Origin of the sequence: Streptomyces sp. CBMA291, assembly GCF_014596525.1 — a bacterium.
Taxonomy (GTDB): Bacteria; Actinomycetota; Actinomycetes; order Streptomycetales; family Streptomycetaceae; genus Streptomyces.
The window spans coordinates 88,547-101,679 of sequence record NZ_MSJP01000114.1; the positions used below are offsets into that span (position 1 = coordinate 88,547).

Genomic DNA, 13,133 nt, shown 5'->3' on the forward strand with positions numbered 1-13,133 from the left:
CCGGGAATCATGGAAGCAGTGCCCGGACGTTGTGGAAACTGCGGGGCCGATGTCGGACCCGACCTATAGGGTCTGATCTTGAAGCACTCGACCGAGCGGGCCGATTCGAGCGGGGTGAGGGATATGGCGACCAAGGACAGCGGCGGCGGACAGCAGAAGGCGACGCGTTCCACGGAGGAGGTCGAGGAGACCACCACGGAGGCGAGCTCCGACCTCAAGGAGCGCCAGGAAAAGCTCAGCGACGACGTGGACTCCGTCCTGGACGAGATCGACGACGTCCTGGAGGAGAACGCCGAGGACTTCGTGCGGAGCTTCGTTCAGAAGGGTGGCGAGTAGCCGCCCCCACGCGCCTGTAGTCCTCCGTCCCCGGAGCCCCGGAGAAAGCCGCGGCTCCGGGGACGGATGACACCCGGTGACACGGGTAAGGTCCGTGCACAGTAAAAGCATGATCGGCCGGCGCGTTCTCACGGCGGGCCGACTCTCCCACCCGGAAGGAATCGCGTGGAAGCCAATCCTCGGAGCACCGGGCGTCTGCCGGCGGCCTTCCTGACGCCGGGCTCGTCCTCGTTCATCGACTTTCTGGCGGACCACTCGCCGGAGCTGCTGCCGGGCGGCAGGAAGCTCCCCGAGGGGATCGTCGAGGCCCCCCACGGGACCACCATCGTGGCCGCCACGTTCGCCGGGGGCGTCGTGCTCGCCGGTGACCGCCGGGCCACCATGGGCAACATGATCGCGCAGCGGGACATCGAGAAGGTGTTCCCGGCCGACGAGTTCTCCGCCGTCGGCATCGCCGGCACCGCCGGTCTCGCGGTGGAGATGGTCAAGCTCTTCCAGCTGGAGCTGGAGCACTTCGAGAAGGTGGAGGGCGTCACGCTCTCCCTGGAGGGCAAGGCCAACCGGCTCTCCACCATGATCCGGGGCAATCTCGGCATGGCCATGCAGGGCCTCGCCGTCGTCCCGCTCTTCGCGGGCTGGGACGAGGGCCGGGAGAAGGGCCGGATCTTCTCCTACGACGTGACCGGCGGCCGTTCCGAGGAGCAGGGCTTCGCCGCCACCGGCTCCGGCTCCATCTTCGCGCGCGGGTCGATGAAGAAGCTCTACCGCGCCGACCTGACCGAGGAGCAGGCCACCACCCTGGTCGTGCAGGCGCTCTACGACGCGGCGGACGACGACTCGGCGACCGGCGGCCCGGACCTCGCGCGCCGGATCTTCCCGATCGTCACGGTCATCACGGAAGAGGGCTACCGCAGGCTCACCGTGGAGGAGTCCTCCACGGTGGCCCGGTCGGTCACCGAGCGGCGCCTGGAGGAGCCCGACGGGCCGCGCGCCGCCCTGCTCTGACCACCCGCCGCCCGACAGCAGCCCAGAAGAAAGGGACGGACCGCCGGTGTCCACTCCGTTCTACGTCTCACCCCAGCAGGCCATGGCCGACCGGGCGGAGTACGCCCGCAAGGGCATCGCCCGAGGCCGCAGCCTGGTCGTCCTCCAGTACACCGACGGCATCGTCTTCGTCGGCGAGAACCCCTCGCGTGCCCTGCACAAGTTCAGCGAGATCTACGACCGGATCGGCTTCGCGGCCGCCGGAAAGTACAACGAGTACGAGAACCTGCGCATCGGCGGCGTCCGCTACGCCGACCTGCGCGGCTACACCTACGACCGGGGCGACGTCACCGCGCGCGGTCTGGCCAACGTCTACGCCCAGACGCTCGGCACGATCTTCTCCAGCGCGGGGGAGAAGCCCTACGAGGTCGAGCTGGTCGTCGCGGAGGTCGGCACCGAGCCGGCCGGAGACCAGATCTACCGCCTTCCGCACGACGGCTCGATCGTGGACGAGCACGGCTCGGTCGCGGTCGGCGGCAACGCGGAGCAGATCGGCACCTTCCTCGACCAGCGGCACCGGGACGGCATGTCGCTCGCCGAGGCCCTGAAGCTGGCCGTCCAGGCCCTCTCGCGGGACACCAACGGCACGGAGCGGGAGATCCCCGCCGAGCGCCTGGAGGTGGCGGTCCTGGACCGTACGCGCCCGCAGCAGCGCAAGTTCAAGCGGATCGTCGGCCGTCAGCTCTCCCGCCTCCTGGAGGCGGACAACGCGGCGGCGGCGAAGACGGACGAGCCCTCGGACGAGGCTCCCGAGGAGCAGTAGCCCACGGCTCACCGAAGGGGCCCCGGTACGCACGACGGACCGGGGCCCCTTCGGGCTGCCCGGCGGGCGGACGCTCTGGGGCCCCTTTCGGCTGCCGGGGGCTGGATGACGGGGGCCTTTGCGGCTGCCTGGGGGTCTGACCCTGGAGGCCCGGACCTGGAGGCCCGGACCTGGAGGCCCGGACCGGGGGGGCTTCTTCGGCTGCCCGGTGGCTTGGCCCCGGTGGGCCTTTTCCGGCCACTCGGTCGGCGGGCGCCTCTCCACGCCCCGGCTGATGGGGGGGGGCTGGCGCCACGCCGTACCCCGGCTGACAAGGCCCGGCGGCTCCGTCCCCCCGGCGCCCCTCCCCGTACCCCGGCGTTCGTTCAGGCCGTCGGGGCCGGTCCCGAGGAGCCGCGTGGCATCAGGGTGACGGGGAGGAGGTCCGGGCGGGCCGGTTCGCCCGCCAGGACGGCGAGGAGGGCCGCCATGCCCCGCTCCCCGACGCGCTCGGCGGGCAGTCCTACGGTGGTCAGCTCGGGCTCCACGGCGGTGGCGAGCGCCAGATCGTCGAAGCCCGTGACCGAGACGTCCTCGGGGACGCTCAGCCCGAGGCGCCGCAGGGCCTTGCAGGCTCCGGCGGCGAGGATGTCGTCGTCGCAGACCACGGCCGTGGGGCGGGGTCCGGGCGCGGAGAGGGCCCGCTCGGTGGCGGCCATCGCGCCGTGCACGTCGAGCGGCGCGCGGACCGTCCGCACCGATGCCCCGGCGAGGCTCTCGGCGAGCGCGGCGGCCCGGACGTCGAAGGTCCAGGACGGCACCGCGGAGGCGAGATGGACGAAGCTCCGGTGGCCGAGGGCGAGCAGATGCCCGGTGACCTGGCGCATCCCGTCGGCGACGTCCGGATTGACATGGGCGGCGGCCGCCCCGTCGGCGGGATCGCTGTCGAGCATCACGAGGGGCAGATCGGTGCCCCGGAAGGCCCCCAGCGCGTCCGTCGCCATCGAGGAGGCGATGATCCCGTCGAGGGCGGCGCGGGCCGAGGCGAAGGGGTCCCTGGCGGGGCCGACGCCGTCGGGGGAGGGGTACAGGACGACACCGAAGCCGTGCCGGGCGGCCACCTCCGCGGCCCCGGTGTAGACCCGCGCGAAGAACTCGTTGGTGAGGGCGGGGACCACGAGGAGCGCCGTACGGGTGCTGCCGAGGCGCAGATTGCGGGCGGCCAGATTGGGCCGGTAGCCCAGCGCCCCGGCGGCCTCCCGCACCGAGGCGGCGGTCCGCTCGGAGACCCGGCCGCGCCACTTGTCGCCGAGGACCAGGGAGACGGTGGCCTGGGAGACGCCCGCCGTCCGGGCGACGTCCCGGCTGGTGGGACGGGCGCCGCCGAGCGGCTCCGGGGTCCGTGGCTCCGGGGTCTGCACACATGCCTCCGCGTCGGACGTACCGGTCCGGGGAAGGGCCCCGCCCGGTCGCGGGGTGGCCCCCCGTACAGCCGACATGGTACGTATGACCCCGGACGTTATACGTAAAACCCCGGAGGGATCCGGGCGAGGGGAGCAGCACATGGCCACCGGGGCCCCGGCGCGAGGCGGCTATCTCGACATACTCCGGGCGCCCCACGCCGCCCGGCTGCTCACCGGGACGCTCGTGGGACGCCTGCCCAACGGCGTAGGGCCCATCGCCCTCACCCTCTTCGTCCGCGACCAGGGCGGCAGCTACACCCTGGCCGGCGGCCTCATCGCCGCCTACGGGGTCGCCACCGCCCTCGGCCAGCCCCTCCTCGGCCGCGCCGTCGACCTCAAGGGCCAGCCCCGGGTGCAGCTCCCGGCGGCCGTCCTCTCGGCGCTCGGCATGGCCCTGCTCGCCCTCACCGGCATCGGCCACCTCGCCCTCGCCTACGCCGCCGTCGTCCTCGCCGGGCTCTTCACCCCGCCCCTGGAGGGCGGACTGCGCGCCCTGTGGCCGAGCGTCCTCGGCCGTGAGGACCGGGTCCACCGGGCGTACGCCCTCGACGCGGTCGCCCAGGAAGTCATGTTCACGGCGGGCCCGCTGCTGCTCACCCTCCTGGTGTCGCTCTGGTCGCCCGCCGCAGCGCTCCTCGCCGTCAACGTCCTCGGTGTCCTCGGCGCCCTCGCCGTCGTCCTCTCCGCGCCCTCCAGGAAGTGGCGCTCCGCACCCCGCGAGGCCCACTGGCTGGGCGCCCTGCGCTCCCCGGGCCTCCTCGCCCTCCTCGGTTCCTTCTTCTTCGTCGGGCTCGCCCTCGGCTCGATCACCGTCTCCGCCGTCGCCTACGCCGACGACCGGGGCGCCCCCTCGGTCTACGGCTGGCTGATGGCGGCCCTCGGTCTCGGCGCGCTCCTCGGCGGCGTCGTCTATGGCGCCCGTCAGTGGACCGGCACCCCGGAGCGGCGGCTGCGCGTCCTCGTACTGCTCCTCGCGCTCGGCTATCTGCCGCTCGCGCTCACCCCGGGGCCCGTCGCCATGACGGGCCTCGCGATGCTCTCCGGCGTCTTCCTGGCCCCCGCCCTCGCCTGCGCGTTCATCGTCGTCGACCGGCACGCGCCGCGCGGCACCGTCACTGAGGCGTTCTCCTGGCTCGTCACCACCTTCGGCGTCGGCTCGGCCCTCGGCTCCGCCGTCGCGGGACCCACCGTCGAACTGGCCGGGACGGCGAGCGGATTCGCCGTCGCCGGAGCGGGCGGTCTGGCCGCCCTCCTGGTGCTCCTCGCCACCGGCGGGGTCCTCGGCGCGCTTCCGGGCGCCCCGGGCGGACCCGGCGGCGGGCCGCGACACGCCGTGACGGCGGAGGCTCCCACCCCCGTAGCCACCGAAAAGAACACGCACCGATCGGAAACTGATCGAAACGGGAACGCCCAACCCGGTTTCAGCACACGCCCTCAGGCGTAATGTTCAGTCATGGACCGCCGCATTTTCGGGCTGGAGAACGAGTACGGCGTCACGTGCACGTTCAGGGGACAGCGCCGACTGTCTCCTGACGAAGTGGCGCGCTACCTCTTCCGCCGTGTCGTGTCATGGGGCCGCAGCAGCAATGTCTTCCTGCGGAACGGCGCCCGCCTGTACCTGGACGTGGGATCGCATCCGGAATACGCCACACCGGAATGCGACAACGTGACCGAACTGGTCACCCACGACAAGGCCGGGGAGCGCATTCTCGAAGGCCTTCTCGTCGACGCCGAGCGCCGCCTGCACGAGGAGGGAATCGCGGGCGACGTCTACCTCTTCAAGAACAACACCGACTCCGCCGGAAACTCCTACGGCTGCCATGAGAACTATCTCGTCGCCCGGCACGGAGAGTTCTCCCGGCTCGCGGACATCCTCATTCCCTTCCTCGTCACCCGGCAGCTGATCTGCGGCGCCGGAAAGGTCCTCCAGACCCCCCGGGGCGCGGTGTTCTGCGTCTCCCAGCGGGCCGAGCACATCTGGGAGGGCGTCAGCTCCGCCACCACCCGCTCGCGGCCCATCATCAACACCAGGGACGAGCCGCACGCCGACGCCGAGCGCTACCGCCGGCTGCACGTCATCGTCGGCGACTCCAACATGTCCGAGACGACCATGCTGCTCAAGGTCGGCGCCACCGACCTCGTCCTGCGCATGATCGAGGCGGGCACCGTGATGCGCGATCTGACCCTGGAGAACCCCATCCGGGCCATCCGCGAGGTCAGCCACGACATCACCGGGCAGCGCAAGGTCCGTCTCGCCAGCGGCCGTGAGGCCTCCGCCCTTGAGGTCCAGCGCGAGTACTACGAGAAGGCCGTCGACTTCGTGGACCGCCGGGGGATCCGCTCCGGCACCGTCGCCCAGGTCCTGGAGCTGTGGGGCCGGACGCTCGACGCGATCGAGCACGAGCGGCTCGACCGTATCGAGACCGAGATCGACTGGGTCATGAAGCACCGGCTCATCGAGCGCTACCGGGCCAAGCACAACATGACCATGTCGAACCCGAGGGTCGCGCAGATAGACCTCGCCTACCACGACATCCACCGCCGCCGGGGGCTCTACTACCTCCTCCAGAAGAACGGGCAGGCGGCCAGGATCTGCAACGACCTGAAGATCTTCGAGGGCAAGTCGGTGCCCCCGCAGACCACCAGGGCCCGGCTCCGCGGCGACTTCATCCGCCGCGCCCAGGAACAGCGGCGGGACTTCACCGTCGACTGGGTCCACCTCAAGCTGAACGACCAGGCGCAGCGCACGGTGCTGTGCAAGGACCCGTTCCGCTCCGTCGACGACCGGGTCGAGAAGCTCATCGCGGGAATGTAGGACGAAGAGCCGGTTCGCCGGACCCGGTCCACACGTGCTGTGGGGCCGGGACGGGATCCGGTGGCGAAGAGACACCGCCGGCCTGTGGCGGCGCGAGGAACCTCGCGCCGCCACAGGCCGGTTTTCGCTGTCCGGGCAGTGCGCTTGGCCCGGTGATGCCTGAGAGGGATGTCACAGGGGATGACGGGTGTTTTGCATGCCTTCACCCGATGAATCCGGAATTCTGAATTCCATTTCGTGGGGCGTTCGATGACCTTCCCTTTCAAAGCGGACATTCCTCCGGGGGAAAGATCCCGACCTCCCTTTATCGCGTCATGTCCTGACCCGCAAGGCTTATAGGAAGTCCTTGGTCGAATATTCGCTCGAATTTTTCCAGACGTTCGGATAGCTTCCGTCCGACCGATGAAGCGGCGGGGGCCGGTCAGTGCGTCTCGGGCCCTCCCTCGCCTGCTTCGAGAGAGACGGGAGGGGTGCCCATGCGTATGGGTAAGAACTCTGTGAAGAACGGGCGGAGGATTCTCGCCACGGGGATGGCGGGAAGCGTCGTGGCCGCCTGCCTCGTCGGAGTCACGGCGACTCCGGCCTCCGCCTACTGCCGTAGCGGCATGGTGAAGTGGGCGTCGTCGGGGACGAAGTCCCTCGGCGCCAACACCACGTTCCCGAGCAACCTCAGGGCCGGTCTCAACGGCGGCCTGACGCAGTGGAACCGCACCGGCTCCGCCCTGCGGTACGCCTCGCCCACCTACACGAGCGGCTGGCAGATCTACGCGTTCCGCGCGTCGTACGGCTACACCAGCCTGATGGGGACGGCGCCCGGGTACGCCGCGACGCAGAAGTCGGGTTCGTCCCACACCGGCGGAACGCTGTACCTGTCCAACAAGTTCACCTGGGTCAACGGCAGCCAGAACATCAACGCCGCGAAGGCCGACGTGCAGACGGTCGTGGTGCACGAGGTGGGCCATTTCACCGGCCTCGCGCACCCCTGGGCACCGCACTGCACGGACGGCACGGCCTACACCACCGCGGAGAAGAACTCGGTGATGACCGCCATCAACACGGGGACGCGGCGGGCACTCAACAGTGACGACGTGGCCGGCGTCACGAATCTCTACTGAGGGGGAAGACTGATGAGGATGAGGCATCTCGGCACGCATGCCCGTGTCTCCCTCGTGGTCGCCGCGATGGCGATCACGATGACGGCCTGCGCCCAGGGAGGTTCACCGGGCCCCGAGAGGGGCGGCGCGCCCGCGAAGCCCGTCGCCGACGAGCGGGTCGTCGAAGGGCACTCGTACAAGGTCGACAGCAGCCCCGAAGCCGCCGCCGCCTTCCCGCTGAACGAGAACGTCTTCGAAGGCACGGTCCAGTCCCTCAAGCCGGACGTGCACGCGGTCGACAAGCTGGATGACGGATCCGTGTTCGAAGTCGTCTACACGCCGGTCGTGATCAAGGTGACGACCGTGCACAAGGGAACCCTGGAGCCGGGCGAGGAAGTCGTGGTGCGCTCCATGGGCGGCAGCGCGGACGGCGTCACCTACACGACCGAGGAAGCCCCCGCCAAGAGCACCTTCGCGCGAGGCACGTCCCTCTTCGTCTTCGGCAGCGTCCTGGAGGCCGTGGACTCGGAGAACGTACCCGCGATCACGCCCCACTTCGTCTACCGGGACTCCGGGACGACGCTGGTGGACGCCACCTACGCGAGCGGATCGCAGACGGCGCCCGTGGCCAAGGCCAAGGTCCTCGCCCGACTGGGAACCGAACGCTGACGCACGGAACCGCCGACCGGTGGACGCCCTTCCCCACGAGGGGCGTTCACCCCATCGAGTAGCACGGCCGCGCCCATCCGAGGGCGCGGCCGTCGTTCCGTCCACGGGGTATGCGGCGGAACCCCTGGAGCACGGAAGCCGCACCGTAGAGTGTGGACGTTCCCATGGCCCCGACTCCCAGTTGGACTGATGAGCTACTACACGAAGCGACGTATCGCCGCGCTCCTCGCCGTGCCCGCCCTGCTGTTCACCGCCGCGTGTGGGTCGGACTCGGAGAAGGACACCTCGGGTGACGTGGTCGCCGAAGTCAAGGGGACGTTCGGGACCCCGCCCGACATCGTGGTCCCCAAGGACTCCAAGGCCGCCGGCAAGACGGTCGTCGAGACCGTGTCGGCGGGCGACGGGACGACCGTCAAGAAGGGCGATCAGGTCCGGCTGGACTGGGTCGTCGAGAAGTGGCAGGACGCCAAGCCGCTCGGCGGTACGTGGGCCCAGGACGGCGCCTCCGCCGCCAAGGCGCCGCACCGGCAGTCCATCGAGAAGATCGGCCAGCCGAGCCAGCAGCTCCCCGAGAAGGTGCTCGCCGCGGTCGAGGGCAAGAAGGCCGGCAGCCGCCTTCTGGTCCAGGGGACGGCGGGCGACCTGATCGGCGAGAACCTGAACCCGCAGTCGGGTCTGACCGCCACCGACACCCTGGTCTGGGTCGTCGACGTGGCGGGAGCCGCCGCCGTGGACCCGAAGGCCGAGGTCAAGGGCGAGCAGGCGGCGCCCGCGCCCGGCATGCCCGAGGTGAAGGCTCCTTCGGGGGCCGCCGCGGTGATCACCATTCCCAAGGGCGTGAAGGCCCCCACCGAGCTGAAGGAGCAGGTGCTCATCAAGGGCACGGGCCCCAAGGTCGAGGCGGGCCAGGGGCTCATCGCCCAGTACACCGGTGTGAAGTGGGAGGACGGCAAGAAGTTCGACTCCTCCTGGGACCACGGAGGCGCCACCGCCTTCCAGATCGGCACCGGATCGGTGGTCGAGGGCTGGGACAAGGGCCTGGTGGGCAAGCACGTCGGCGACCGGGTCCTGCTGGTGATCCCCCCGGCGCTGGGATACGGAGCCAGCCCGGAAAGCGAGCTGGCGAAGAACACGCTGGTGTTCTCCGTCGACATCCTGGGCGTGGTCTGACCCGATCGTCTGTGAGACTGTCCGGGCATTCACGCATCACCAGAAGGAGTACACAGCAGTGAGCATCGAGAAGCCCGAGATCGACTTCCCGGGCGGCGAGCCGCCGAAGGACCTGGAGATCAAGGACATCTGGGAGGGCGAAGGCGACCTCGCCGAGGCCGGCGACTTCGTGAAGGTCCACTACGTCGGTGTGTCCTTCGACTCCGGCGAGGAGTTCGACGCCTCCTGGAACCGCGGCGCCCCGCTCGACTTCCACCTCGGTGCCGGCCAGGTCATCCAGGGCTGGGACCAGGGTGTCCAGGGCATGAAGGTCGGCGGCCGCCGCCAGCTGATCATCCCCGCGCACCTCGCCTACGGCGACCGCGGCGCCGGCGGCAAGATCGCCCCCGGCGAGACGCTGATCTTCGTCTGCGACCTCGTGGGCGTCGCCAAGCGCTGACCCGACGCCCGGCCGGGCACCGCACCGGCCCGTCACGGTCCCCCGAGGGCCCCCGCCGTCCGACGGCGGGGGCCCTCGGCTTTGGTGCCCGACACCCCGGGGCGGTACGGTCGGACGTCGAGAACGGGAACGGGCGGAAGAAGTGCGGGGCGTCGATGGCGATTGCCAAGTCCGAGCGGCTGATGAATCTCGCGCTGTGCCTGCTCGGGACACGCCGGCCTCTCAGCAAGCGGGAACTCCGCGGCTCCATCGAGGCCTACCTCGAAGCGAGCGGCGACGAAGCGTTCAACCGCATGTTCGAGCGTGACAAGGACGACCTCCGCGAACTCGGCCTCGTCATCGAGACCGTCGAGAACCTGGAAGGCGAGACCGGCTACCTCGCCCGCCGCGACTCCAACCGGCTGCCGCCCATCACCCTCGACGCCGAGGAAGCCGCCGCGCTCGGCCTCGCCGCCAAGGTCTGGCAGCAGGCCCGCCTCGCCGGAGCCGCCAGCGGCGCCCTCCAGAAGCTCCGCGCCGCCGGCATGCCCGAGGCGGAGGACTCGTACGACACCCAGCCCAGCGCCCTCGAACCGCGCATCCCGGTCCACGAGACCGCCTTCGAACCCCTCATGCTGGCCTGCCGCGACCGCCGCCCCGTCGTCTTCGACTACCGCAAGGCCAACTCCGCCCGCCCCGAGACCCGCCAGGTCGAACCCTGGACCCTCGAATGCTGGCGCGGCCACTGGTACCTGGCCGGCTGGGACCGCGAGCGTCGCGCCGAGCGCGTCTTCCGCCTCTCCCGCATCACCGGCAAGGTCCGCTCCCGGGCCGGAGCCTTCACCGCGCCCGTGCCCGACGTCGTCACCGTCCGCGAGACCGTGGAGAGCTGGGCCGGGGAGACCGCCACCCGCTCCGCCCGCATCCGGCTCCGCACCGGCTGCGGCTACCCGCTGCGCGCCCGCGCCCAGTCCGTCCACGAGGGCGCCGACGGCTGGGACGAGCTGGAGATCCCGTACGGACACGGGCTCGACGCCTGGCTGGTCGAATTCGGCCCTGATGTCGTCGTACTGGAACCGGCCGATCTGGTGGCCGACGTGATCGACCGGCTGCGCGCCGTGGCCAAGGGCTGAGGGGAAGACGTACCGCATGGCTGCCAACGCGATCGACCAGACGAGGCGGATGCTCTCGCTCGTCACCTACCTCCGCGAGCGCCCCGGCGCCCACGTCGCCGACGTCGCGCGCGCCTTCGGCATCACCGAGGACGAGCTGATCTCCGACCTGGACGTGCTGCCCATGTGCGGCACCAGCTTCCGGGGCGGCGACCTCCTCGACATCGACACCGACGGCGACCGCATCTGGTGGCACAACCCGGACGACGTCGCCGCGCCGCTCCGGCTCGCCGCCGACGAGGCGACCGCGCTCCTGGTCGCCGCCCGCGCCGTCGCCACCCTCCCGGGGCTCCGCGAGAGCGACCGGGAGGCCCTGCTGCGCGCCACCGCCAAGCTGGAGGCCGCAGCGGGCGAGGCCGCCGGGGCCAGCTCCCGGCTCTCGGTCACCTTCGAGTCCGAGGGCGGGGTCTTCGCCGAGGTCGACCGGGCGATCTCCGAGCGCCGCCGCCTCTGGGTGCGCTACTACTCGCCCGCCCGCGACGAGCTGACCGAGCGCGAGGTCGACCCCATCCGGCTCTTCGCCGTCGGCCACACCTACATGGAGGCGTGGTGCCGTCTCTCCGAGGCGCGCCGCACCTTCCGGCTCGACCGGGTCGCCGAGATCCGCATCCTCGACGAGCACGCGGCGCCGCCCGAGCTGGAGCTGCGCGACCTGTCCGAGGGCCTGGTGCATCCCTCCGCCGACGACCCCGAGGTCGTGGTCGAGGTGGGGCCCGGCGGGCGCTGGGTCGCCGAGTACTACCCGCACGACCTCTCCGAGGAACTGCCCGACGGCGGACTGCGGGTCACCCTGCGGACCCCCGACCCGGCCTCGCTGCGCAGGCTCGCGCTCCGGCTCGGCAGCGACGGACGGATCGTCGCCCCACCGGAACTGGCCGAAAACGCTCGCACGGCCGCCGCCGCCGCGCTCGCCGCCTACGGGGACGCGTAACACTTCCGCCCGGAATCGTTATGACCGGCGTGACGGGAGCGGAGCGCGCACGACGTACGAGCGCGGGAACCGGGCGGAACCGAGTGATACCGGTCGATACCGGGCGGCATCGCCCGGCTCCGGGACACACCGGGCACGGCGCCGAGCGGCGAACGGGACACCCCGAGCGGCACCGAGCACCACAGAGCACCACCCCGCACCACCCAGGGACAGACGCCGAGGATCACCGCAGAGCACCGAGGGACACCGAGGGAAGAGAGACATGTCCGTGATGCATGGTCTGACGGCGGCGGTGGCCCCCGTTCTCTTCAAGGCCGCCTGCCCCGACTGCCGCTCCCGCTTCGAACTCGCCGCGAGCGCCCTCCGGCTCGCCATCGGCGCCAGCCGCCGCACCACCTTCTACTCCTTCACCTGTCCCGAATGCGGCAGCTCCGTCCGCAAACCGGCAGGTGAGCGCATTGTCGAGCTGCTCACCTGCGGAGGCGTCCGCACCCTGCGCCTGCACACCGGACTCTGACCCTCCGCGCCGGGCCGGTCCGCCCGCCCGGACCCCGGGCGTCTAGGCTCGGCACATGTTCTGGCCCATGCTCGCCATCGCCCTCGGCTTCCTCGGCCTCGCCGTCCTCGGCGCCCTCGCCATCAGGGTCTTCCTGGAGGTCCAGCGCCTGGGCCGGCAAGTGGCCGAGACCACACGGCGCATCACCCAGGCGGCCGAGGAACTGGAGACCGCCGCCACCGGGCTGGCCCGAACAGGTGACTCCCTGCGCTGAGTTCCGGTGCCGTACGCTGCCTGGAGCGACCCCTCACCGGGCTCGCGGGACGCAATCGGGAGTATGCACGGACATTGCCCGGCGTTTACTCCTGCGGGTTACGATCGCAGACAGCGCGGCGGCCGGACCATACCCGGCCGGTCCAGCACCGCAACTCCATGTCGCCTCGGTGAAGAAGGTAAACAGCTATGGGTAGGCTCGGCCCCACCGAGATCATTCTCATCCTCGTCGTCGTCATCCTGCTGTTCGGTGCGAAGAAGCTCCCGGACATGGCCCGCTCGCTGGGCAAGTCGGCCCGCATCCTCAAGAGCGAGGCCAAGGCGATGAAGGCGGAGGAGCAGCAGAGCGCCCCCGCCGACCCGCCGCCCGCCACAGCGGGCACGGCCGCCCAGGAGCAGGCCGCCCCCCGTACCATCCAGGCAGCCCCCGGCGACGTCACCAGCGCCCGGCCCGTGGCCGAGCCCACGGACACCACCAAGCGCTGACCCGGTCCGCCGCGGCCGCCGCAC

General features: G+C 71.1%; 15 protein-coding genes. 14 read left to right on the plus strand and 1 reads right to left on the minus strand.

Translation table 11 applies throughout. The annotated features are described in order from the left end of the window. Nucleotides 1-123: 123 nt before the first annotated feature. The 3 genes from BU197_RS28680 (at nucleotide 124) to prcA (ending at nucleotide 2,143) form a co-directional block, all read left to right on the plus strand. On the plus strand, nucleotides 124-336 hold the full coding sequence (locus tag BU197_RS28680; protein ID WP_188271238.1) for a ubiquitin-like protein Pup: 213 nt from the start codon (nucleotides 124-126) through the stop codon (nucleotides 334-336). A gap of 165 nt (nucleotides 337-501) precedes the next feature. Then, nucleotides 502-1,341, plus strand: coding sequence for a proteasome subunit beta (prcB, locus tag BU197_RS28685; RefSeq protein ID WP_188271239.1), 840 nt, complete (start codon nucleotides 502-504; stop codon nucleotides 1,339-1,341). A gap of 46 nt (nucleotides 1,342-1,387) precedes the next feature. After that, on the plus strand, nucleotides 1,388-2,143 hold the full coding sequence (gene prcA / locus BU197_RS28690) for a proteasome subunit alpha (protein ID WP_188271240.1): 756 nt from the start codon (nucleotides 1,388-1,390) through the stop codon (nucleotides 2,141-2,143). Nucleotides 2,144-2,508: 365 nt separating this feature from the next. On the opposite strand, the gene BU197_RS28695 is transcribed toward prcA, so the two are convergent. After that, nucleotides 2,509-3,621, minus strand: coding sequence for a LacI family DNA-binding transcriptional regulator (locus BU197_RS28695; RefSeq protein ID WP_188271241.1), 1,113 nt, complete (start codon nucleotides 3,619-3,621; stop codon nucleotides 2,509-2,511). Between the two features lie 64 nt (nucleotides 3,622-3,685). Between BU197_RS28695 and BU197_RS28700 the strand changes: the two genes are divergently transcribed. The 11 genes from BU197_RS28700 to tatA all read left to right on the plus strand — a co-directional run bounded on the left by BU197_RS28700 (nucleotide 3,686) and on the right by tatA (nucleotide 13,109). Then, on the plus strand, nucleotides 3,686-5,029 hold the full coding sequence (locus BU197_RS28700) for an MFS transporter (RefSeq protein ID WP_188271242.1): 1,344 nt from the start codon (nucleotides 3,686-3,688) through the stop codon (nucleotides 5,027-5,029). A gap of 9 nt (nucleotides 5,030-5,038) precedes the next feature. Continuing rightward, a complete protein-coding gene (pafA, locus tag BU197_RS28705) occupies nucleotides 5,039-6,400 on the plus strand; it encodes a Pup--protein ligase (protein ID WP_188271243.1) in 1,362 nt (453 codons plus the stop codon). 482 nt (nucleotides 6,401-6,882) lie between these two features. Next, nucleotides 6,883-7,515, plus strand: coding sequence for a matrixin family metalloprotease (locus BU197_RS28710; RefSeq protein ID WP_188271244.1), 633 nt, complete (start codon nucleotides 6,883-6,885; stop codon nucleotides 7,513-7,515). A 12-nt stretch (nucleotides 7,516-7,527) separates the two neighbouring features. Then, nucleotides 7,528-8,163, plus strand: coding sequence for a hypothetical protein (locus tag BU197_RS28715; RefSeq protein ID WP_188271245.1), 636 nt, complete (start codon nucleotides 7,528-7,530; stop codon nucleotides 8,161-8,163). Nucleotides 8,164-8,352: 189 nt separating this feature from the next. Continuing rightward, nucleotides 8,353-9,333: an FKBP-type peptidyl-prolyl cis-trans isomerase gene (locus tag BU197_RS28720; protein ID WP_188271246.1), complete on the plus strand. Its 981-nt coding sequence runs from the start codon at nucleotides 8,353-8,355 to the stop codon at nucleotides 9,331-9,333. 58 nt (nucleotides 9,334-9,391) lie between these two features. Further along, nucleotides 9,392-9,772 carry an FKBP-type peptidyl-prolyl cis-trans isomerase gene (locus BU197_RS28725; RefSeq protein ID WP_188271247.1) on the plus strand — a complete coding sequence of 127 codons (381 nt, stop codon included), beginning with the start codon at nucleotides 9,392-9,394 and terminating at the stop codon, nucleotides 9,770-9,772. Nucleotides 9,773-9,927: 155 nt separating this feature from the next. Next, nucleotides 9,928-10,884: a helix-turn-helix transcriptional regulator gene (locus BU197_RS28730; RefSeq protein ID WP_188271248.1), complete on the plus strand. Its 957-nt coding sequence runs from the start codon at nucleotides 9,928-9,930 to the stop codon at nucleotides 10,882-10,884. Between the two features lie 16 nt (nucleotides 10,885-10,900). After that, nucleotides 10,901-11,854 (plus strand): helix-turn-helix transcriptional regulator, encoded by a 954-nt coding sequence (locus BU197_RS28735; protein ID WP_188271249.1) that lies wholly within the window; start codon nucleotides 10,901-10,903, stop codon nucleotides 11,852-11,854. 271 nt (nucleotides 11,855-12,125) lie between these two features. Continuing rightward, a complete protein-coding gene (locus BU197_RS28740; protein WP_411158551.1) occupies nucleotides 12,126-12,371 on the plus strand; it encodes a hypothetical protein in 246 nt (81 codons plus the stop codon). A 55-nt stretch (nucleotides 12,372-12,426) separates the two neighbouring features. Then, nucleotides 12,427-12,624: a hypothetical protein gene (locus tag BU197_RS28745; protein ID WP_188271251.1), complete on the plus strand. Its 198-nt coding sequence runs from the start codon at nucleotides 12,427-12,429 to the stop codon at nucleotides 12,622-12,624. Between the two features lie 188 nt (nucleotides 12,625-12,812). Further along, nucleotides 12,813-13,109, plus strand: a complete 297-nt coding sequence (gene tatA, locus BU197_RS28750; RefSeq protein ID WP_188271252.1) for a Sec-independent protein translocase subunit TatA — start codon at nucleotides 12,813-12,815, stop codon at nucleotides 13,107-13,109. Nucleotides 13,110-13,133 lie beyond the last annotated feature (24 nt).